The sequence below is a fragment of the Streptomyces sp. NPDC102274 genome (assembly GCF_044766385.1).
In the GTDB taxonomy this organism is placed as follows: domain Bacteria; phylum Actinomycetota; class Actinomycetes; order Streptomycetales; family Streptomycetaceae; genus Streptomyces.
On sequence record NZ_JBIWLW010000024.1, the window covers coordinates 98,168 to 118,014 of the forward strand.

Annotated in this window: 18 protein-coding genes and 2 pseudogenes; 11 read left to right on the plus strand and 9 right to left on the minus strand. The window is 70.0% G+C overall.

What is annotated here, in order from left to right; translation table 11 throughout:
* Positions 1-30 precede the first annotated feature (30 nt).
* Entirely contained in the window at positions 31-1,518 is a 1,488-nt protein-coding gene (miaB, locus tag ACIRQP_RS28215; RefSeq protein WP_403894332.1) for a tRNA (N6-isopentenyl adenosine(37)-C2)-methylthiotransferase MiaB, read from the minus strand.
* 118 nt (positions 1,519-1,636) lie between these two features.
* Here miaB and ACIRQP_RS28220 point away from each other — a divergent pair, with 118 nt between their 5' ends.
* The gene (locus ACIRQP_RS28220; protein WP_403894334.1) at positions 1,637-2,638 is read left to right on the plus strand and encodes a TAXI family TRAP transporter solute-binding subunit; all 1,002 of its coding nucleotides are present in this window, start codon (positions 1,637-1,639) and stop codon (positions 2,636-2,638) included.
* Between the two features lie 14 nt (positions 2,639-2,652).
* Here the strand turns inward: ACIRQP_RS28220 and ACIRQP_RS28225 are convergent, their stop codons facing one another.
* The gene (locus ACIRQP_RS28225; protein WP_403894337.1) at positions 2,653-4,044 is read right to left on the minus strand and encodes a sensor histidine kinase; all 1,392 of its coding nucleotides are present in this window, start codon (positions 4,042-4,044) and stop codon (positions 2,653-2,655) included.
* Positions 4,045-4,050: 6 nt separating this feature from the next.
* Positions 4,051-4,764: a response regulator transcription factor gene (locus ACIRQP_RS28230; RefSeq protein WP_403894339.1), complete on the minus strand. Its 714-nt coding sequence runs from the start codon at positions 4,762-4,764 to the stop codon at positions 4,051-4,053.
* Positions 4,765-5,061: 297 nt separating this feature from the next.
* Here ACIRQP_RS28230 and ACIRQP_RS28235 point away from each other — a divergent pair, with 297 nt between their 5' ends.
* From ACIRQP_RS28235 to ACIRQP_RS28270, 8 genes are all read left to right on the plus strand, one after another.
* Complete coding sequence (locus ACIRQP_RS28235) at positions 5,062-5,847, plus strand: amino acid ABC transporter ATP-binding protein (protein WP_403894342.1); 786 nt, start codon at positions 5,062-5,064, stop codon at positions 5,845-5,847.
* Positions 5,848-6,012: 165 nt separating this feature from the next.
* Positions 6,013-6,846: a glutamate ABC transporter substrate-binding protein gene (locus ACIRQP_RS28240; RefSeq protein WP_403894345.1), complete on the plus strand. Its 834-nt coding sequence runs from the start codon at positions 6,013-6,015 to the stop codon at positions 6,844-6,846.
* A 74-nt stretch (positions 6,847-6,920) separates the two neighbouring features.
* The gene (locus ACIRQP_RS28245) at positions 6,921-7,595 is read left to right on the plus strand and encodes an amino acid ABC transporter permease (RefSeq protein ID WP_403894348.1); all 675 of its coding nucleotides are present in this window, start codon (positions 6,921-6,923) and stop codon (positions 7,593-7,595) included.
* A complete protein-coding gene (locus ACIRQP_RS28250; protein WP_403894351.1) occupies positions 7,592-8,497 on the plus strand; it encodes an amino acid ABC transporter permease in 906 nt (301 codons plus the stop codon). Before ACIRQP_RS28245 ends, ACIRQP_RS28250 begins: the two co-directional genes overlap by 4 nt.
* A gap of 143 nt (positions 8,498-8,640) precedes the next feature.
* Positions 8,641-10,233, plus strand: coding sequence for an FAD-dependent monooxygenase (locus ACIRQP_RS28255; protein ID WP_403894354.1), 1,593 nt, complete (start codon positions 8,641-8,643; stop codon positions 10,231-10,233).
* 54 nt (positions 10,234-10,287) lie between these two features.
* Positions 10,288-10,374, plus strand: coding sequence for a putative leader peptide (locus ACIRQP_RS28260; RefSeq protein ID WP_311307652.1), 87 nt, complete (start codon positions 10,288-10,290; stop codon positions 10,372-10,374).
* 76 nt (positions 10,375-10,450) lie between these two features.
* Entirely contained in the window at positions 10,451-11,047 is a 597-nt protein-coding gene (locus ACIRQP_RS28265) for a cysteine dioxygenase (protein WP_403894357.1), read from the plus strand.
* Positions 11,044-11,508, plus strand: coding sequence for a rhodanese-like domain-containing protein (locus ACIRQP_RS28270; RefSeq protein ID WP_403894359.1), 465 nt, complete (start codon positions 11,044-11,046; stop codon positions 11,506-11,508). The genes ACIRQP_RS28265 and ACIRQP_RS28270 overlap by 4 nt, the downstream gene beginning before the upstream one ends.
* 130 nt (positions 11,509-11,638) lie before the next feature.
* Here the strand turns inward: ACIRQP_RS28270 and recX are convergent.
* Both recX and recA read right to left on the minus strand, forming a co-directional pair.
* Positions 11,639-12,337 (minus strand): annotated as a pseudogene (recX, locus tag ACIRQP_RS28275) (recombination regulator RecX); the annotation flags it as partial.
* Entirely contained in the window at positions 12,229-13,356 is a 1,128-nt protein-coding gene (recA, locus tag ACIRQP_RS28280; protein ID WP_403894361.1) for a recombinase RecA, read from the minus strand. The gene recA and the pseudogene recX, both read right to left, overlap by 109 nt.
* Positions 13,357-13,947: 591 nt before the next feature.
* Here recA and ACIRQP_RS28285 point away from each other — a divergent pair.
* Together ACIRQP_RS28285 and ACIRQP_RS28290 are read left to right on the plus strand one after the other, a co-directional pair.
* Complete coding sequence (locus ACIRQP_RS28285) at positions 13,948-15,738, plus strand: FG-GAP repeat domain-containing protein (RefSeq protein WP_403894364.1); 1,791 nt, start codon at positions 13,948-13,950, stop codon at positions 15,736-15,738.
* 638 nt (positions 15,739-16,376) lie between these two features.
* Positions 16,377-16,745 (plus strand): annotated as a pseudogene (locus ACIRQP_RS28290) (MMPL family transporter); the annotation flags it as partial.
* An 83-nt stretch (positions 16,746-16,828) separates the two neighbouring features.
* Here the strand turns inward: ACIRQP_RS28290 and ACIRQP_RS28295 are convergent.
* The 4 genes from ACIRQP_RS28295 to ACIRQP_RS28310 all read right to left on the minus strand — a co-directional run bounded on the left by ACIRQP_RS28295 (position 16,829) and on the right by ACIRQP_RS28310 (position 19,757).
* The gene (locus tag ACIRQP_RS28295; RefSeq protein ID WP_403894414.1) at positions 16,829-18,019 is read right to left on the minus strand and encodes an AI-2E family transporter; all 1,191 of its coding nucleotides are present in this window, start codon (positions 18,017-18,019) and stop codon (positions 16,829-16,831) included.
* Positions 18,020-18,353: 334 nt separating this feature from the next.
* On the minus strand, positions 18,354-18,548 hold the full coding sequence (locus ACIRQP_RS28300; protein ID WP_030350089.1) for a DUF3046 domain-containing protein: 195 nt from the start codon (positions 18,546-18,548) through the stop codon (positions 18,354-18,356).
* A gap of 112 nt (positions 18,549-18,660) precedes the next feature.
* Positions 18,661-18,969 carry an AzlD domain-containing protein gene (locus ACIRQP_RS28305; protein ID WP_403894367.1) on the minus strand — a complete coding sequence of 103 codons (309 nt, stop codon included), beginning with the start codon at positions 18,967-18,969 and terminating at the stop codon, positions 18,661-18,663.
* On the minus strand, positions 18,966-19,757 hold the full coding sequence (locus tag ACIRQP_RS28310) for an AzlC family ABC transporter permease (RefSeq protein WP_403894370.1): 792 nt from the start codon (positions 19,755-19,757) through the stop codon (positions 18,966-18,968). The genes ACIRQP_RS28305 and ACIRQP_RS28310 overlap by 4 nt, the downstream gene beginning before the upstream one ends.
* Between the last annotated feature and the right edge of the window lie 90 nt (positions 19,758-19,847).

Below are 19,847 nucleotides of genomic sequence, written 5' to 3' on the forward strand. Positions count from 1 at the left end.
GGCGTCGTCCGCCCGGAGCGCGATGCCCCGTCACTCGACGGAGCAGCCGCCCGTCACCGCCGGCAGCGGGGCCGGCACCCCCACCGTGGGCAGACCCAGCAGCACACCCGCGGGCTTCGCCGCCTCGGTCGTGTTCCGCCGGTCCCAGGCGTCTCCGGCGCGGGTACGGCGTACCTTCCGCGTCGGCCCCTCGGCGAGCAGATGGTGCGGCGCGGCATAGGTGATCTCGACGGTGACCACATCGCCGGGACGCACCTCCTCGTCCGGCTTGGTGAAGTGGACCAGGTGGTTGTCGGGGGCTCGTCCGGAGAGCCGGTGCGTGGCGCCGTCCTTGCGCCCCTCGCCCTCGGCGACCATGACCTCCAGCGTCCTGCCGACCTGCGCCTTGTTCTCCTCCCAGGAGATCTCCCCCTGGAGGGCGGACAGCCGCATATAGCGCTCCTGGACGACCTCCTTGGGGATCTGTCCCTCCATTTCGGCGGCCGGGGTTCCGGGGCGCTTGGAGTACTGGAAGGTGAACGCCTGCGCGAAGCGCGCCCGGCGTACGACCCGCATGGTCTGCTCGAAGTCCTCCTCGGTCTCGCCCGGGAAGCCCACGATGATGTCGGTGGAGATGGCGGCGTGCGGGATGGCGGCGCGCACCTTGTCGATGATGCCGAGATACCGCTCCTGCCGGTACGAACGGCGCATCGCCTTCAGGATGGTGTCCGACCCGGACTGCAGCGGCATGTGGAGCTGCGGCATCACATTCGGCGTCTCGGCCATCGCCGCGATCACATCGTCCGTGAAGTCACGCGGGTGCGGTGAGGTGAAGCGGACCCGCTCCAGGCCCTCGATCGCGCCACAGGCCCGCAGCAGCTTGGAGAAAGCCTCGCGGTCGCCGATGTCGGATCCGTACGCGTTGACGTTCTGGCCCAGCAGCGTGATCTCGGAGACGCCTTCGGCGACCAGCGCCTCGATCTCGGCCAGGATGTCGCCGGGGCGGCGGTCCTTCTCCTTGCCGCGCAGCGCGGGGACGATGCAGAAGGTGCAGGTGTTGTTGCAGCCGACGGAGATGGAGACCCACGCGGCGTAGGCGGACTCGCGGCGGGTCGGCAGCGTGGAGGGGAATGCCTCCAGCGACTCGGCGATCTCGACCTGGGCCTCTTCCTGGATCCGCGCGCGCTCCAGGAGCACCGGCAGCTTGCCGATGTTGTGCGTACCGAACACGACGTCGACCCAGGGGGCGCGCGTCACGATGGTGTCGCGGTCCTTCTGCGCCAGGCAGCCGCCGACGGCGATCTGCATGCCCGGCCGCTTGGTCTTCATCGGCGCGAGCCGGCCGAGGTTGCCGTAGAGCTTGTTGTCGGCGTTCTCCCGCACCGCGCAGGTGTTGAAGACAACGACGTCCGCGTCCCCGTCGGAGCCTTCGGGCGCGCGGACGTATCCGGCTCCCTCCAGCAGGCCCGACAGCCGCTCGGAGTCGTGGACGTTCATCTGGCACCCGTAGGTGCGTACCTCGTAAGTCTTCGCGCTCATCTCGCCCACTAGGGTAAGGGGTCACCCGGGACGGCTGCCCGGGGATTCCCCGCGGGGCCCGTGGCGAGCACAAGACAAGGCCTGGCCATTACGGGGAGTGAGCTGACAGGATCGTGGCATGTTCGGCCCCATGTCCCGTATCAGCCGTGGCCGCGCCGTCCCGGGCGCCGCCGCGGTGCTGGTGCTGCTCGGGCTGCTGCTGTGGTGGCTGCTGCCGATCGGGCCGTCCTCGCCGAGCGGCTCGGTCACGTTCAGCACGGGCGTGACGAGCGGGGTCTACCAGCGGTACGGAACGCTCCTGAAGCAGGATCTCGCCCGCGATCTGCCGGATGTGTCGATACAGCTCCGGACCAGCGAGGGCTCGCAGCAGAACATCGCGCGGGTGGCGGCCGGCGAGGCCGATTTCACCATCGCCACCGCCGACGCCGTCGCCAAGTACCAGAAGGACGGCAAGCCGGGGGCGGACCGGCTGCGCGGCTGCGCGCGGCTGTACGACGACTATGTGCAGCTGGTCGTCGCGAAGGACTCGGACATCCGCTCCACCGCCGATCTGCGCGGCAGAAAGGTGGGCGTGGGACAGGAGGGCTCGGGGGTCCGGCTGATAGCGGATCGGGTGCTGGCCGCCGCGGATCTCGATCCACGGAAGGACATCGTCCCGTTCTCGGTCGGGATCGACACGATGCCGGGCCTTCTCGAACGGGGCGAGCTGGACGCCTTCTTCTGGTCGGGCGGGCTGCCCACCGGCGCGGTGCAGGACCTGTCGGAGCGCTTCGACATACGGCTGGTGCCGCTGGAGTCCGCTCTGGTCGACAGGTTGCATGCGTCGGGCGAGGCGGCGTCCCGCTACTACCGTTCCGCGGTGATACCCGCCGACGCCTACGGCAAGGCGCAGAACGGCACGGCCGTACCGACGGTCGCGGTGGCGAATCTGCTGGTGACCACCGACCGGATAAACGCCGGGCTGACGGAGGGCTTCACCCGCACGGTCATCGACAGCCGGGACCGGATCGGCGACGAGGTGCATCCCGCGCAGCTGGTGGATCTACGGACCGCGATCTATACGGACCCGCTGCCGCTGCATGAGGGCGCCAAGAAGTACTACCGGTCGGAGAAGCCGTAGGTCGAAGCCCCCGATCAGGCCGTCGGAGATGATCTCGGGACGCTGAGCGTGACCCGGAGTCCGCGCGGTTCACCGTGTTCATAGGCGATCGAGCCGCCGCCGGCCGCGAGCAGGGCACTCGTGATCGACAGGCCGAGGCCCGATCCCTTGATGTTCTGGTGGCGGTTGCTGCGCCAGAAGCGGTCCCCGATCCTGGCGAGTTCGTCGTCCGTGAGACCGGGACCGCCGTCGTTGATGACGATCTTCGAGGTCGTGCCGTTGCGGGCCACCGTGACCGTGACCTCCTCGCCGGCCGGGGTGAACTTGAGCGCGTTGTCGATCACGGCGTCCAGGGCGCTGGAGAGCGCGATGGGGTCGGCCCAGGCTGTGACCGCGGCGCGGTGCTCGGTGAGCCTGACGCCCTTCTCCTCGGCGAGGGCCCGCCAGGCGGCGACCCGCTCGGCCGCCACCTCACCGATGTCGGTGAGCCGCAGATCCGCGGCGGCGTGCTCGGCCAGCGCCAGGTCCAGCAGATCGTCGAGGACCTGTGCGAGGCGCTTGCCCTCGGTCCGTACGGAGGCGATCTCCTCGTTCCCCTCGGGCAGTTCGAGGCCGAGCAGTTCGATACGGAGCAGCAGGGCCGCGAGCGGATTGCGCAGTTGGTGCGAGGCGTCCGCGACGAAGGCGCGCTGCTGCTCCAGCACATCCTCGACGTTGTCGGCCATCTCGTTGAAGGAGCTGGCCAGTCGGCGCAGCTCGGGCGGTCCGCCGGCCGCCGCGACCCGGGAGTTCATCCGGCCGGTGGCGATGTCGTGGGTGGCCGCGTCCAGTACCCGTACCGGACGGAGCACCCAGCCGGTCAGCCGGATCGCGGCCCCGACGGCGAGCAGCATGGCCGCCACCTCGCCCGCGGCGATGATCAGCCAGCCGTGGAGGATGCGCGAACGCATCTGGCCTGTCGGCGAGTCGGTCACCACCACGGCGACGACGTCACCGTCCCGTACGACCGGCGAGTCGACGATCAGCCGACCGTTCTGCCAGGGCCAGACCTGCTCGGGGTCACCGCTGCGCCGGCCGAGCAGCGCCTCCTCGAAGGACTGCCGGGCCGGCCCCTCCTCGGGGACGCTCCAGCCCTCGGGGGCGCGGGCCATGACGCCGCTGTCGCGGTAGAAAACGCCCGCTCTGACCCCGTACACCTCGTAGTACCTGGTCAGTTCCGCCTCCAGCATCGCGCGCCGCTCCTCGGCGCCCGAGCGGCTCTCGGAGGCGAACTGGGCGAGGGCCGCGACCCGCGAGGTGTCGTCGATCCGGTCGACGACGACGCGCTGCTGCTCGGCGGCGGCGAGACTCACGGCGAGCGGGAAGCCCAGGGCGAGGAGCACGCCCGCCATGAGGATGATGAGCAGCGGCAGTAGTCGGGTGCGCACGGGGCGTTACGGCCCCTGGTGCGAGCCGGGGACGACCAGGCGGTAGCCGACGCCCCGGACGGTCTCGATCAGCGCCGGCATGCCGAGCTTGCCGCGCAGGGAGGCCACATGGACCTCCAGCGTGCGGCCCGTACCTTCCCAACTGGTGCGCCAGACCTCGCTGATGATCTGCTCGCGGCCGAACACCACACCGGGGCGCTGGGCGAGCAGGGCCAGCAGATCGAACTCCTTGCGGGTCAGCTGGACGGCCGTACCGTCCACGCTCACGCGCCGGGTGGGCAGTTCGAGGCTGAGACGCCCGAGCCGCTGGGCGCTCTCGGGGGCCGGGGCCGACTCGTCCCCGCTCACGGTGCGCCGGCTGACGGCATGGATACGGGCGAGCAGTTCGCCGGTGTCGTACGGCTTGACCACGTAGTCGTCGGCACCGAGGTTCAGGCCATGGATCCGGGAGCGGACATCGGCCCGCGCGGTCACCATGATCACCGGGGTAGAGGTGATCCTGCGGATCTTGCCGCAGACCTGGTAGCCGTCCTGGTCGGGCAGTCCGAGGTCGAGCAGGACGACCGAGAACGGCACCTTGCCCACGTTGGCCGCGGGCAGCGCCGCCTGGAGCGCCTCCTCACCGCTGCGGGCATGCACGACTTGGAATCCATGCTTGGCGAGCACGGCCGACAGGGCGGCGGCCACATGGTCGTCGTCCTCCACGAGCAGCAGTCTCACGAGCCCCCTTCACGGTCACGGTTCGGATCGCGACGTCGGTCGCACTGATACGTCGCGCCGTTGCGTGCGCTGTTACTACGTACCAGGCATCCACGCCGATCGCGCACGGTCAGTCAAGGGTCTTCCCGTTACGCCAAGGTTTCCGTTACCCACCCGGTACTCCCTCCACCGCCCTCTTCACACGGAGTGTCCGGTTGCGGCCGGATCGTTATGCTCAATTTCCCCTCAGATGTAATGACGCTGATCGCAGTGCGTGACTAAGGTCCTCCCAACCGAGGAGGACGGAGCAAAAAGCCGATGAGCGGAGTGTCAGTGACCAAGGGCGTCGAGGACGCCGTGCCTGCGACGGGCGACCTGGTCGTACTGAGCAACGTGAACAAGCACTTCGGCGCGCTGCATGTGCTCCAGGACATCGACCTGACCATCGCCCGTGGCGAGGTCGTGGTCGTCATCGGGCCCTCCGGGTCCGGCAAGTCCACACTGTGCCGCACCATCAACCGCCTGGAGTCGATCGATTCGGGTGCGATCACGATCGACGGCAAGCCGCTGCCGGAGGAGGGCAGGGAGCTCGCCCGGCTGCGCGCCGATGTCGGCATGGTCTTCCAGTCGTTCAACCTCTTCGCGCACAAGACGGTGCTGGAGAACATCACGCTGGGCCAGATCAAGGTCCGCAAGACGGATAAGGCGGAGGCCGAGGAGAAGGCGCGCGCGCTGCTGGACCGCGTGGGCGTCGGCTCGCAGGCCGACAAGTACCCGGCCCAGCTCTCGGGTGGCCAGCAGCAGCGTGTCGCCATCGCGCGAGCGCTGGCGATGGGCCCGAAGGTCATGCTCTTCGACGAGCCGACCTCCGCGCTGGACCCCGAGATGATCAATGAAGTGCTTGAGGTCATGCAGCAGTTGGCGCGCGACGGAATGACGATGGTCGTCGTCACCCATGAGATGGGTTTCGCGCGCTCCGCGGCGAACAGGGTCGTCTTCATGGCGGACGGCCGGATCGTCGAACAGGCCACGCCGGACGAGTTCTTCAGCAACCCACGCAGCGACCGCGCCAAGGACTTCCTGTCGAAGATCCTGCATCACTGATCACCGCTCTGGATACGGATCTCTCATCCGGGTTCTTTCGCCCGGATCCTGTCGTCCGCATCCTTTCGCCCGGATCGTTCACACGGCTCGTCACGGCTGTTCTTACGGCTCTGCCGAGTGCGGCAGAACCGGTTCGTTCACGTCTCACCCGAGGGAAGTTCACGCATGAAGCTTCGCAAGGCAAGCGCGGCGGCAGCCGCCGTTGTCGTCCTCTCCCTGACCGCCACCGCCTGTGGCGGCGACAGCGCTGGCAGCGGCAACGGTGGCGGCGACAAGATCACCATCGGTATCAAGTACGACCAGCCGGGCCTCGGCCTGAAGAAGCCGGACGGTACGTTCGCGGGCTTCGACGTCGATGTCGCGACCTATGTCGCCAAGGAACTGGGCTTCGAGGCCAAGGACATCGTCTGGAAAGAGGCGCCCAGCGCCGAGCGCGAGAACCTGATCGCCAACGGAGACGTGAAGTTCGTCGCCGCCAGCTACACGATCAACGACGAGCGCAAGAAGAAGGTCGACTTCGCCGGACCGTACTTCCTCGCCCACCAGGACCTGCTGGTGCGCACGGACGACAGCTCCATCACCAAGGCCGCCGACCTGAACTCCAAGAAGCTCTGTTCGGTGACCGGCTCCACCTCGGCGCAGAACGTCAAGAACGATTTCGCGCCCGATGCCGACCTCCAGAACGTCGGCGGCTACTCCGAGTGCCTGACCGGCCTGGAGAACGAGGCCGTCGACGCCCTGACCACGGACGACTCCATCCTCGCCGGCTATGCCTCGCAGCAGGAGCACCAGGGCAAGTTCAAGCTCGCGGGCCTCAAGCTCAGCGACGAGCCCTACGGCATCGGCCTCAAGAAGGGCGACACCGATCTTCAGAAGAAGATCAACGACGCGCTGACCAAGATGGAGTCGGACGGCTCCTGGGAGAAGGCCGTGAAGGCCAACTTCGGTCCGGCGAACTACAAGAACGAGCCTGCCCCGAAGATCACCGAAGGCAGCTGAGACAGCAGTGACGCGCCGCCGGCCGGTCCGGCGGCGCGTACCGACCAGCCAACCAGGGGAGAGCGCGGGGCATCGTGTTCGACTTTCTTGATTCCGGGCAGTACGACCTGCTCGGCGCCTTCTGGGTGACGGTGCAGCTCACCCTCTACTCCGCAGTTGGTTCTCTCATTTGGGGAACGCTGCTGGCCGGGATGCGTGTCAGTCCCGTGCCGCTGATGCGTGCCTTCGGTACCGCCTACGTCAATCTGATCCGTAACACCCCGCTGACGGTGGTCCTCGTCGCCTGTTCACTGGGGCTGGGCCAGACCCTCCAGATCACGCTCGGCGGCGGGGACTTCGAGTCCATCGGCTTCCGGCTGGCCGTACTGGGTCTGATCGCCTACACGAGCACCTTCGTCTGCGAGGCCCTGCGCTCCGGTATCAACACCGTGCCCGTGGGGCAGGCCGAAGCAGCCCGCGCCCTGGGCCTGAGCTTCTTCCAGGTGCTGAGGCTGATCGTGCTCCCCCAGGCGTTCCGCTCCGTCGTGGCGCCGCTGGCCAACGTACTGATCGCGCTGACCAAGAACACCACGGTCGCCGCGGCGATAGGCGTCGCCGAGGCGTCGGCGCTGATGAAGACAATGATCGAGAACGAAAGCAGCGCGCTCTTCGCGGTGTTCGCGGTGTTCGCCTTCGGATTCGTCGTTCTCACCCTCCCGACCGGTCTGCTTCTGGGCTGGGTCAGCAAGCGAGTGGCGGTGAAGCGATGAGTGCCACGTCCGTTCTGTACGACACTCCCGGTGCGCGCGCCAAGCGGCGCAACATCCTCTACACGATCGTGTTCCTGGTGGTCTTCGCGCTCGCCGCATGGTGGGTGCTCGTTCAGATGGCCGACAAGAACCAGCTGGCGTCCGAGAAGTGGAGCCCGTTCGTCACGGACTCCGAGGTGTGGACGACCTATCTGTTGCCGGGGCTCGGTGAGACCCTCAAGGCGGCGGCTCTGGCCATCGTGATAGCCCTGCCGTTCGGCGCGCTGCTCGGTATCGGCCGACTCTCCGACCACTCGTGGGTACGGGTACCGGTCGGCGCCGTCGTCGAGTTCTTCCGCTCCATTCCCGTCCTGCTGATGATGGTGTTCGCCAGCCAGGCGTACGCGCAGTTCACCAATGTCTCGTCCGACATGCGGCCTCTCTACGCCGTGGTGACGGGCCTGGTGCTCTACAACGCCTCGGTCATCGCCGAGATCGTCCGGGCCGGCATTCTCACGCTGCCCAACGGGCAGACCGACGCCGCGAAGGCGATCGGTATGCGCAAGGGCCAGACCATGGCGTACGTGCTGCTGCCGCAGGCCGTGACGGCGATGCTGCCGGCCCTGGTCAGCCAGCTGGTCGTCATCGTCAAGGACACCGCGCTGGGCGGCGCGATCCTCGGTCTGTCCGAACTGCTCTCGCAGAACCGCACGATCACCGCGAACTACGGCGCCAACACCATCGCCACGCTCGTCGTCATCGCGCTGATCTACATCGTGCTGAACTTCATCCTCACCACCTTCGCGAGCTGGCTGGAACAGCGGCTGCGCCGGGGCAAGAAGAGCACGGGCGCGGTTCTCGGAGTGGATGGGCCACAACAGGTCGGCGCCCCGGCCGGCCCCGGGGGCGGCGGCGGTACCTGAGGCGGACGGGACTGGGGGTGTACGCGCCGCTCAGGCCGTCGCTTGACGCAAGCACCCCCAGTAGGTTGCATACGTTCTGTGATCACGCACCGGGCTCCTACCGCCCTTGACCGTATGACCGCACGGGCCGGAGGGGTCGCGCCGTGGACCCGGTGATCGTCGCCGGCGCGGGCCCCGTCGGTCTCGCGCTCTCCCTGGCCCTCGCCGCACAGGGTGTCCCCTCCGTCGTCCTGGACGAGGGGACCGGTACGGACGATCCGCGTCCGGCCCGTACCGCCATACTGCGGCCCGACACCGCCGCCCTGGTGGCCCGGCTCGGCTGCACCACCCTTGGTGACGAGGGCGCGCACTGGACCGGCTGGCGTCTGATGCGGCGCAAGCAGCTGATGCGGGAGCTGCCGCTCGGCGCGGACGGCGCCCCCACGCCCCTGCACATCCCCCAGCACGCCCTCTCACGCGGGCTGCGGAGCGCCATCGCCGACCAGGAGCTGGTGCGCGTGGTCACCGGCGACCGGCTCGACTCGCTGGAGCAGGACGCCCGCGGGGTCACCGTTCACACACGCGGCCCGGGGGCGACCTGGTGGCGCGGCAGCCATCTGGTGGGGTGCGACGGCGCCAGGTCCACGGTCCGCAAGCTGCTCGGCGTCCGCTTTCCCGGGCGTACGGCGGTGGAGCGCCACGCGGTCGCCGCGCTCCGCGCCGAGCTGCCCTGGCCGGGCGAGGCACTGCTGCACCGGCAGCCGCCCTGGTCGGGCAGCGGCGAGGAGGTGTCCGCCAGGCCGCTCGCGGACGGTGTGTGGCGGCTCGACTGGCTACTGCCCTCCCGGGGCGAACTGGTCACGCCGGACGCGCTGGTGACGCGTTTACGGGACACCCTGGCCGGCTGGTGCGGCGAGACACCGCCGTACGAACTGCTCGACACGGGCGTCTACACCCTGCATCACCGGCTGGCCAGGCGCTGGCGCGCCGGACGGGCCTTCCTTGCCGGGGACGCCGCCCATCTGCTGGGCGCGGTGGGCACGCAGGGGCTCGACGAAGGGCTGCGGGACGTCAGCAATCTCGCCTGGAAGATCGCCGAGGACTGGCACCACGGGGCGTCGGAGACCCTGCTGGACAGCTACCAGGCGGAGCGGCGCACGGCCGTCGCCGCCCGGCTGCGCGCCGCCGACCAGTCGCTGCCGATACTGCGGGGCGGCGGCGGACTGCGTACGTACATGCCGGGCGCCACGCGCGGACACGACACCCTGCTCGCCGACGGGCATCTGGGGCACGGACCATTGGGGGCACCGCCCGCCTATCCGCACTCCCCCCTCGCGCCTCCGCACGCCGAGGCGCAGACGGCTGTCGGTACGCCCCCGGGCGCTCCCGTCGAGGACGTAAGGGTGACCGCGCCCGACGGTACGACCGTACGGCTCGGGGACCGGCTCGGCCGTGGCCTGCATCTGGTGGTACTGGTCGCGCCCGGCACCGGGGTGTGGGACCGGCGGCACTGGCTGACGGCGGGGGTGATGCCGCGGCTGGCCGCGGCGGTGACCGCCCTGCCGGTACGGGCCGAGCTGCTGGTCACGGAGGCGTATCCGGGAGCCTCCGCGCACAGCGTGCTGCTGGTGCGGCCGGACGGGCATCTGGTGGCGGCCTTCGGCGGAGTGCGCCCCGCCGATCTCTACGCCGCGGCGGACGCGGCGCGCGGAGGCAGTCCGTCCGCACCGACGGAGGTTCCCGCGGACGCCCCCTGACCACACTGCGAACGTCGATTGACCGACGCGGGCTCGCGTGGTGTACTCCGGAACGTGACCGACACCGATGTACGCCTGTGGCGGAGAGTCCATATGGACTTGCTCCGCTACGCGGGCTGCGTGTGTCGCCCGTCCTGCTGATTCGCCCCTTCTCATCACACGCTCGTCGCGCGGCGCCGCGGCGGCATCTCTTCGCGAACATCTCAGGACGGTCACCATGTCTCTACCTGTACGTACCTCCACATCCTCCGGCGCCGGCGCCGCCACTGATGTCGTCGGCGCCGCTGATACCGGTCGCGCCGCCGCAACGGCTTCGGCGGCCGGGCCCACCCCCGCCGAGCTGCTCGACTTCGTCGGCGGGTGCGCGGCCGACGCCGAGCTGATCTCCTCGCTCCCGCTGGACCCGGAGGGCCGTACCTGGATCCGGCTCAACGGTCCCGCGGGCAGCGAGGCGTGGCTGATCGGCTGGCCGCCCGGCACGGGCACCGGCTGGCACGACCACGGCGGCTCGCACGGCGCGTTCGCCACGGCGGCGGGCACGCTCAAGGAGGACTCGCTCGCGGCCCGGCTGCCCACCGAGGGGTGGAAAACCCTGGAACTGACCGAAGACGTCGACCGCGAGCGGCAGTTGGCGGCCGGGGAGGGCAGGGCGTTCGGCAGGCACCATGTGCACGAGGTGCGCAACGAGTCCGGGGCCGAGCACGCCGTCTCCGTACACGCCTACTATCCGCCGCTGCCACTGATGCGGCGCTACAGCCGCACGGGCGCCGTGCTCCGTCTTGAGCAGGTCGAGCGTCCCGAGGAGTGGCAGTGACGGACCGGGCCGTGACCGAGCGCGTCGGGATCGAGCGTGCGAGGATCGAGCGCGTGGGCATCGATGAGCTGCTGGAACGGGTGCGTGAGGACCTGGACCGAATGGAGCCGCGGGAAGCGGCCGAGGCCGCCGCGGACGGCGCTCTGCTGGTGGACACCCGGTACGCGGCGCTGCGCGAGCGCGACGGGCTGATCCCGGGGGCGCTGGTCGTCGAGCGCAATGAGCTGGAGTGGCGGCTCGACCCCCAGGGCAGCCATCGCGCGCGGGAGGCCACGAGCCACGATCTGCGCGTGGTGGTGATCTGCAACGAGGGGTACGCGTCGAGCCTCGCGGCGGTGTCCCTGCGGCAGCTGGGACTGCACCGCGCGACCGACCTCGTCGGGGGATTCCAGGCGTGGAAGGCCGAGGGCCTGCCGGTTGTCCCGGCGGGGGACGGCGCGGAGGCCGGGGACACGGCGTGAAGCCGGCGGGCCGGGACTCCGGGCCTGATCATCGCCTGACCGCCGTCGCGTCGACCGGACGGATCCGGAGCGCCGCCCGACCCGGCGGCGCGATCGCGACCAGGGCGGCCGTGCCGATGCCGGGCATGGCCTAGTAGAGGCCCTCGTCCAGCCCCTCGGTGTCCTCCCCCTCCTCCTCGAGCGCCTGTCGGACCACCCGGAGCGCCATGCCTTCCGAATAGCCCTTGCGGGCCAGCATGCCCGCGAGCCTGCGCAGCCTTCTGTCGCGTTCCATACCGCGGGTGGCGCGGAGCTTGCGGGCGACCAGTTCGCGGGCGGTCTCCTCCTCCTGGTCGGAGTCCAGCTGCCCGACCGCCTCGTCGATCAGGGTGGCGTCCACCCCTTTCGTACGCAGCTCACGGGCGAGCGCACGCCGGGCCAGGCCCCGGCCGTGGTGCCGGGACTCCACCCAGGCGTCCGCGAACGCCGCGTCGTCGATCAGCCCCACATCCTCGAAACGGGAGAGCACCTCCCGCGCCACGTCCTCGGGGATCTCCCGCTTGGCCAGCGCGTCCGCCAGCTGCTTGCGGGTGCGGGGCGTCCCGGTGAGCAGGCGCAGACAGATCGCCCGCGCCCGCTCCGCCGGATCCTGGGGCGACAGCTCCTGCCCGGCCCTCGACGGGTCGGAGCTGTCGCCCGGCCTTTCCGTCCGCCGCCTCTTCGCATAAGGCATGGGACGTACTAACTCTTGGCCGTGGCCGCCTTGGCCGACTTGGCCTTGGAGGCAGGAGCGGGCACGGACTTGGCCGGGTCCTCCGCGGGGGCCGGAGCACCCGCCGCGTCCGCCACTGGCTCGGCCGTCGCCGCGTCCGGCCGCACGCCGACGCCCAGCTTCTCCAGGATCTTCTTCTCGATCTCGTTGGCGAGATCGGGGTTGTCCTTGAGGAAGTTGCGCGCGTTCTCCTTGCCCTGCCCGAGCTGGTCGCCCTCGTACGTGTACCAGGCGCCGGCCTTCCGTACGAAGCCGTGCTCCACGCCCATGTCGATCAGACCGCCCTCGCGGCTGATGCCCTGGCCGTAGAGGATGTCGAACTCCGCCTGCTTGAAGGGCGGCGCGACCTTGTTCTTCACGACCTTGACGCGGGTGCGGTTGCCGACGGCGTCGGTGCCGTCCTTCAGGGTCTCGATACGACGGATGTCGAGACGCACCGAGGCATAGAACTTGAGCGCGCGGCCACCCGTCGTGGTCTCCGGCGAGCCGAACATCACGCCGATCTTCTCGCGGAGCTGGTTGATGAAGATCGCGGTGGTCTTGGACTGGTTGAGCGCGCTGGTGATCTTCCGGAGAGCCTGGCTCATCAGCCGCGCCTGGAGGCCGACGTGCGAGTCGCCCATCTCGCCCTCGATCTCCGCGCGCGGCACCAGGGCGGCGACGGAGTCGATGACGATGAGGTCGAGCGCGCCGGAGCGGACCAGCATGTCGACGATTTCGAGCGCCTGCTCGCCGTTGTCCGGCTGGGACAGGATCAGATTGTCGATGTCGACGCCGAGCTTCTTCGCGTACTCGGGGTCGAGGGCGTGCTCGGCGTCCACGAAGGCCACCGCGCCGCCGGCCCTCTGCGCGTTCGCCACCGCGTGCAGCGTCAGGGTCGTCTTTCCGGAGGACTCGGGCCCGTACACCTCCACCACACGGCCGCGCGGCAGGCCGCCGACGCCGAGCGCGACGTCGAGCGCGGTCGACCCGGTGGGGATGACCTCGATGGGTTCGTTCGGCCGCTCGCCGAGGCGCATCACCGCGCCCTTCCCGAATTGCCGTTCAATTTGTGCGAGAGCGGCGTCGAGCGCCTTCTCGCGGTCGGTTCCTGCCATGGGTTCCACCCGATTTGCTTGAGTCGATCGCTTCACGTCAAAGACGCTATCCCCTGCCACTGACAACGCGTCCCGACGAGCTCCCGGCCTGTGGAAAACCCCGGCGGCCACCCTCTCCGGATGTCCCACCGCACCACACCGCCGGCCGGTCCCGGGAAGCACCGGCAGTCATCCATGAGAATGGATGTTCGATTTTACTGTCAAGCGCACCACGCGACACACCCGCCAAGCACGCGACAGGGCCTGACGAGGCCACTACCCCCGCCCCGATCCGGCACGGCGATTCACCCGTTTCCCCACCTTCGTTAACAAAATATCCATCAGGACTTCACAACTGACTTGCCGACAGGACCCCCGGACGGATACACCTACCTCACGACCTGGGGAGGGCGTCACGCTGTGGGGGCAGTTCCATCACTGTGGGGGCAGTTCCCGTCGTGCCATGGGCCGACGGCACTCCGACGACGATTCCAGTGGTGCGACACCGTCTGGCGCCCCGCGACCCGCTGACACCCCGCGACCCGCGCACCGCCGTGCTCGGCGTATGCCGCCGCTGATCCCCGGGCTCCTTCACACCTCACTGGAGGCAGCATGTCCATTGCCGCACGACCTGGGGCCGACTGGCCCCGCAGAATCGCCCGCTCGACCGTGCTCGGCTGCGCCGGACTGCTGGTGAGCGGTTCGCTGATGGTCACTACGGCCTCGGCGGCCGATACGCCGGGCACCGGACCGCACGGCGCCGTCACCCTTCCCGTTCCGCCGTCCACCCGGCCCACCTTCAGCGTCCCGGGCCGTGACACCGCGGAAGCCACCAAGGGCGAGGACCGCCGTCTCGCCGCAGGCCGGGCCGCGGCGGGCACCCCCGCGCAGCGCGGCGACATGGACGGCGACGGCTTCGGTGATCTGGTGTACCGCACCGACTACGGCGAGGTCTGGGCCGACTGGGGCTCCGACGGCGCGGCCGTGATCTCCGCGGACGATTCCCAGGTCAAGGACCTGCTGCTGCCCGGCGACCTCACCGGCGACGGCAGGGCCGACCTGCTCACCGTGACGCCCACCGGCTCCCTGCGACTGCACAGCGGGGCCAACTCCACCCTCTACGGCGGCATGACCGCGTACACCACGCTCAGCACCGGCTGGCAGGCGTACGACAAGCTGGTCGTCCCCGGCGATCTGACCGGTGACGGCACGCCGGACCTGCTGGCCCGCGGCTCTTCGGGGTTGTTCCTCTTCCCCGGCACCGGCAAGGGGTTCAAGGCCGGGATCCAGGTGGGCGGCGCCGGCTGGAGCCAGTTCGACCAGCTGGTCGGCGTGGACGATGTCGACGGTGACGGGCTGGCCGATCTCCTCGCGCGCAACGCCACCGGGCTGTATCTCTACCCCGGCAACGGCAGCGGCACCGGCTACCCGTTCAAGGAGCGGATCCAGATCGGCGGCGCCGGCTGGAACCAGTACAACCAGCTGGTCGGCGGCACGGACTACAGCGGGAACGGCACCCCCGACCTGGTGGCCCGCGCATACGACGGCACCTCGTACTTCTACGAGGGCATGGGCAACGGAACGTTCGCCGCCCGGGAACAGGCCGGCACGAGCTGGGGACTGGTCACCCAGTTCGCGGGCGCGGGCAACCGGCCGCACTTCGGCAAGGCCGGCGTCTTCGCCCGTACCTCCGGCGGCACGCTCTACTACTACGGCACCACCGGCACCGGCCGTCTCACCTCGAAGTACCTGATCGGCGACGGCTGGGACCGCTCGCTGATACGGCTCACCCACGCGGTGTCGCTGCGCGCGAACGGCAGCTCGGACCTGATCGGGCACAGCACGTACGACGGCCATCTGTACAACTCCGGTGCCTACGCCCCGTCCGACTCCGAGATCGCGGGCGGCTCGAAGTCGTACAACCTGGTCATCGGCCCCGGGGATCTCAACGGCGACGGCAAGAGCGATCTGCTGGCCCGCAGCTCCACCGCCCTCTACTTCTACGCGGGCTCCGGTACGGGCATGTCGGTGAAGGGCCGCGTCCAGATCGGTGGCAACGGCTGGTCGCAGTTCAACAAGATCGTCGGCGCGGGTGACTTCACCGGCGACGGCCGCGCCGATCTCCTCGCGCGCAGCTCCAGCGGTCTGTACCTGTACGCGGGTACCGGCACGGCCGATTCACCGTTCGGGGCGAAGGCGCAGATCGGCGGCGCGGGCTGGAGCCAGTACAAGAACATCGCGGCCCCCGGCGATCTCAACGGCGACGGCGTGGCCGACCTGCTGGCCTCGAACTCGGCGGGCGAGCTGTACTTCTACGCGGGCACCGGCAAGGCGTCCGCGCCCCTGAAGGCCCGGGTGAAGATCGGCAGCGGCGGCTGGAACCAGTACGCCGACCTGCTCTGAGCATCCGCCCCCCAGGCGTCGCGAACCCTCCGGGGACCCGCGGTCGCTCTCCCCGGGCGTCTCGGCCGGTGCACCGCACCGGCCGGGGCGCCCGGCCGCGCCTATCCTTCCTCGCATGGCGCTCCCCTCGTCCGTCCGCAGCGGTCGGACGTCCTCGCGAGCCGCCGAAGTCGCCATGCCGCATCTCGTCACCGCCGTCGTGGTCGTTTCGACGCTGATCCAGATGGCCTCCGGGAGCGAGCCGCCCGTCCGTGCGGCAATCGGCTGGGCGCTGATCGGTATCAGTTGCGGAGCCCTGTACTTCCGGCGGCGCCGGCCCGTGACCGTGGCCGTGATCACGCTGCTGGCCTGCGGAATCTACTATCCGGTGAGCGTGACCGACGGCCCGGTGCTGGCCGCCTTCGCGCTCGCGCTCTACACCCTGGCCGCCGAAGGACACTTCACCGTTTCGGTCGCCCTGGCGGCCGCCACTCTGCTCACCGTGGGCTTCGGCGAGGTCATCATGAACTCCGGCGACCGCCACATCGACGACGTCTCCGTCGCCATGCTCGCCGGCTGGCTGATCAGTCTCGTCGCGATCGGCCGCGCCCAGCGCACCCGGCTCGCCTATCTCCACGAGGTCGAGCAGCGGGCGCTGGCCGATCGAGGCGTTCATCCCCGTCATGATCTTCGCGATCGTCTTCGGGCTCTCGATGGACTACGAGGTGTTCCTGCTCTCCCGCGTCCACGAGGAGTGGGAGCGTACGAAGGACCCGCTGGGCGCGGTCCGTGAGGGGCTGGCGGCGACGGGGAAGGTCATCACGGCCGCTGCGGCGATCATGATCGTGGTCTTCGCGGCGTTCATCCTGAGCCCCGACCGGATGCTGCGGCAGTTCGGGCCGGGACTGGCGGTGGCGATCCTGCTGGACGCGGTGGTCATCCGCTGTCTGATCGTGCCGGCGGTGATGCGGCTGCTGGGGCGCCGTGCCTGGTGGCTGCCCGGTCCGCTGGGCCGGGTCCTGCCGAAGGTGGCGCTGGAACGCCACTGACCCGGACCGGCCGGCGGCGAGACCGGGCCACCGCCCACGAGGGGGACGGCGGCCCGGTCCTCCTACGGCCGCGGCCGCTGCTCGTCGTCCGCGCCTGTCCGCGTGCCTGTGTCCGTGTCTGTGCGCGTGTCCGTGTCTGTACGCGTGTCCGCACGCAGTACGCGGCGTATCTGGCGCAGGAGCGGCACGCCGTCGCGCGTTCTGCGGCCGTGCACGCGTGGATCGTCCATCACGTCGTACCGCTTCACATACGCCCCCAGGAACGCCTGGAGCGTGGCGACCGCCGGGATCGCGATCAGGGCGCCGACCGCGCCCAGCAGCGCCGTACCCGCGATGACCGACCCGAAGGCCACGGCCGGGTGGATGTCGACGGTCTTGGCGGTCAGCTTGGGCTGGAGCATGTAGTTCTCGAACTGCTGGTAGAACACCACGAATCCGAGCACCCAGAGCGCGTACCAGGGGTCCACGGTGAAGGCGATCAGCATCGGCAGGGCGCCCGCCAGATAGGTGCCGATTGTGGGGATGAACTGGGAGACGAGCCCCACCCAGATAGCCAGTGCCGGTGCGTACGGCACGCCCAGGATCTCCAGAAGTATGTAATGCGCGGCACCGGAGATGAGGGCCATCAGCCCGCGTGAGTAGAGATAGCCGCCGGTCTTGACGACGGCTATCTCCCAGGCACGCAGGACTTCGGACTGGCGGGCCGGCGGGAGTACGGAGCAGAGCGCGCGCCGCAGCCGGGGCCCGTCGGCCGCGAAGTAGAACGAGAACAGGAAGATCGTCAGCAACCGGAACAGCCCGCCGAGCACGGTGGTGGAGATGTCGAGGACACCCGTCGCGCTGTTCTGCACGTAGCGCTGGAGCCAGTCGGAGTGCAGCAGGCTGTCCTGGACGGCGACCCGGGACAGCTCCGTGTGGAAGGTGTCGTTGATCCAGTTGATCACCGAGTCGAGGTACTCGGGGAAGGAATCGACCATTTCGATGATCTGGCTCGCCAGCATGGAGCCGAGCATCACCACAAAGCCGGCACTGACGATCAGGACCGCGAAGAAGACCAGGAAAGTGGCGAGTCCACGCCGCATCCCTCGGTCCGCCATCCGGCTCACGGCGGGCTCGACCGCCAGCGCCAGGAAGAACGCGATCAGCATATTGATCAGCAGGCCGATGAGCTGGTGGAACGCCCAGCTGCCGAACTGGAAGCAGGCTATGAGCGCCAGCGCGAGGACCATGGCGCGCGGCAGCCAGCGGGGCATCTGACGCCGCTCGTCGTCGCTGCCCGCGGGGGGCGCCGACGCGCCCGCGGGGTTCGTGGAAGGGCCCGCGGGAGCCGTCAGTGAAGGGGCGGCCGAAGGAGCCGCCGAGGACGCGGCGGAAGACGCCTCGGGAGGCACGTCCGGTGCGGGATCCGGCGGAGGGATCGGTGGTGGGAGGTCCGGTGCGGAGTTGTCGGTCGGTGCCACTGAGCAAGTGTCGCCTACCGCTGTGACAACCTGCCCCGCTCTCGGACGAAATCACATCGCCCCGGCGGGCTCCGTGCCGCCCCGGTGCCCCGGTGGCCGTCCCCGGCGGCTGTCCCCGGCCGGCGCGTCAGCGCTTCTCGGGCGGAATCCCCATGGCGACGCAGACCCCGCGCCAGACGTCCTTCGCCTCCCAGCCGGCTTCCAGCGCCTCGTGCACCGTACGACCGCCCAGCTCCGCCATCACATGATCACGGGCGAAGGAGTCGGCGTAGGCCGCCCCGAAGTGGTCCGCCATGCGCTCCCAGAAAATCGTCAACCGCATGCCACCAGTATCGCGCCCCTGAGCGTGCGGCCCTGCCGGTCCCGCGTGCCAGGAACCGAGCGACGGTTCGCCTCACGTGCCCTGGCCGCACAAGCCCTCGGCCGGAAAGGACCTAGCCGCCGAGTGCCCGGACCCCCGCCGTGACAACCACCGCCGCGCCGACGACCACCAGGAACGGGGCGCGCAGCACCAGCGCGAGAGCCGCCGCGGCGAGTCCCGCGCCCCGGGCGTCCAGCACGAGTGCGCCGTTCGCGCTGAAGGTCTGCTGAGCGGTCAGCGCGGCGAGCAGGGCCACGGGCAGCAGGGCCGACAACCGCTGGACGAGAGGGCGCTCCAGCGCGCCCGCGGGCACGAGCAGGCCCAGAAGTTTCACGAGGTAGCAGCCGATGGCGGTCGCGCCGATCGCGATCCAGATGGTCAACGGTCCGTTCCCTTCCTACGGGCGCCGAGCCTGCGGCCTTCGAGCCAGAGGACAGCGGGTGCGGCCAGCGCCGCGACGAGCACCGGGACACCGGCGGGCAGCACGGGCAGGAAGCCGAGCCCCAGGACGACGGCGAGCCCCGCGACCGCCCGCTCGGTGACCGTACGGAGCATGGGCGCGAGCAGGGCGAGGAAGACGGCGGGTCCTGCCGCGTCGAGTCCCCAGGCGTCGGTGTCGCCGAGCGCTTCGGCACCCAGCGCCCCGCCCAGGGTGGTGAGGTTCCACAGGCCGTAGAGCGTGAGCCCGGTGACGCTGAAGCCGATGCGGGCGCTGCGCCGGGTGGGCTGGGCGAGCGCGACGGCGGTGGTCTCGTCGATCACCCACTGGGCGGCGAACGGGCGTACCGGCCCCGGCAGCCGCAGCAACTGGGACAGCCTGAGCCCATAGAAGGCGTTGCGTACGCCGAGGAAGAACGCGCCCGCGGCGGCGGTGAGCGGATTGCCGCCCGCCGCGAGGGCGCCGACCAGCGCGAACTGGGAGGCGCCGGTGAAGACCAGCAGGCTGAGCGCGCAGGTCTGGAGGACGGTGAGCCCCGCGCCCGCCGAGGTGACGCCGAAGGCGAAGCCGGAGAGCCCGACGGCGATACCGACGCCCAGGGCATCGCGCACGACGGCCGAGTCGGACTTGGGTTCGGGGGCGGGGGCGGGGGCGGAGTTGGGCCCCTGGGCGCTCCGGGCGGGACCGTGCGCCGGTATGTCCGCGGACGCGGACGCTGTCTGTTCTGCCACGCCGGGGACGTTACGCGGGGTGCGGGGGCCGGGTCTTGTACGTTCTTGCGCCCCGCGCCCGGACCCGCCTCGCGCCCCGACCCGCCCCAC

Excerpts from the sequence above, each read along its gene's own strand:
- miaB (WP_403894332.1), bottom strand. The coding sequence starts at position 1,518 with ATGAGCGCGAAGACTTACGAGGTACGCACCTACGGGTGCCAGATGAAC.
- ACIRQP_RS28220 (WP_403894334.1), top strand. The coding sequence starts at position 1,637 with ATGTTCGGCCCCATGTCCCGTATCAGCCGTGGCCGCGCCGTCCCGGGC.
- ACIRQP_RS28235 (WP_403894342.1), top strand. The coding sequence starts at position 5,062 with ATGAGCGGAGTGTCAGTGACCAAGGGCGTCGAGGACGCCGTGCCTGCG.
- ACIRQP_RS28240 (WP_403894345.1), top strand. The coding sequence starts at position 6,013 with ATGAAGCTTCGCAAGGCAAGCGCGGCGGCAGCCGCCGTTGTCGTCCTC.
- ACIRQP_RS28250 (WP_403894351.1), top strand. The coding sequence starts at position 7,592 with ATGAGTGCCACGTCCGTTCTGTACGACACTCCCGGTGCGCGCGCCAAG.
- ACIRQP_RS28265 (WP_403894357.1), top strand. The coding sequence starts at position 10,451 with ATGTCTCTACCTGTACGTACCTCCACATCCTCCGGCGCCGGCGCCGCC.
- recA (WP_403894361.1), bottom strand. The coding sequence starts at position 13,356 with ATGGCAGGAACCGACCGCGAGAAGGCGCTCGACGCCGCTCTCGCACAA.
- ACIRQP_RS28285 (WP_403894364.1), top strand. The coding sequence starts at position 13,948 with ATGTCCATTGCCGCACGACCTGGGGCCGACTGGCCCCGCAGAATCGCC.
- ACIRQP_RS28295 (WP_403894414.1), bottom strand. The coding sequence starts at position 18,019 with ATGCCCCGCTGGCTGCCGCGCGCCATGGTCCTCGCGCTGGCGCTCATA.
- ACIRQP_RS28300 (WP_030350089.1), bottom strand. The coding sequence starts at position 18,548 with ATGCGGTTGACGATTTTCTGGGAGCGCATGGCGGACCACTTCGGGGCG.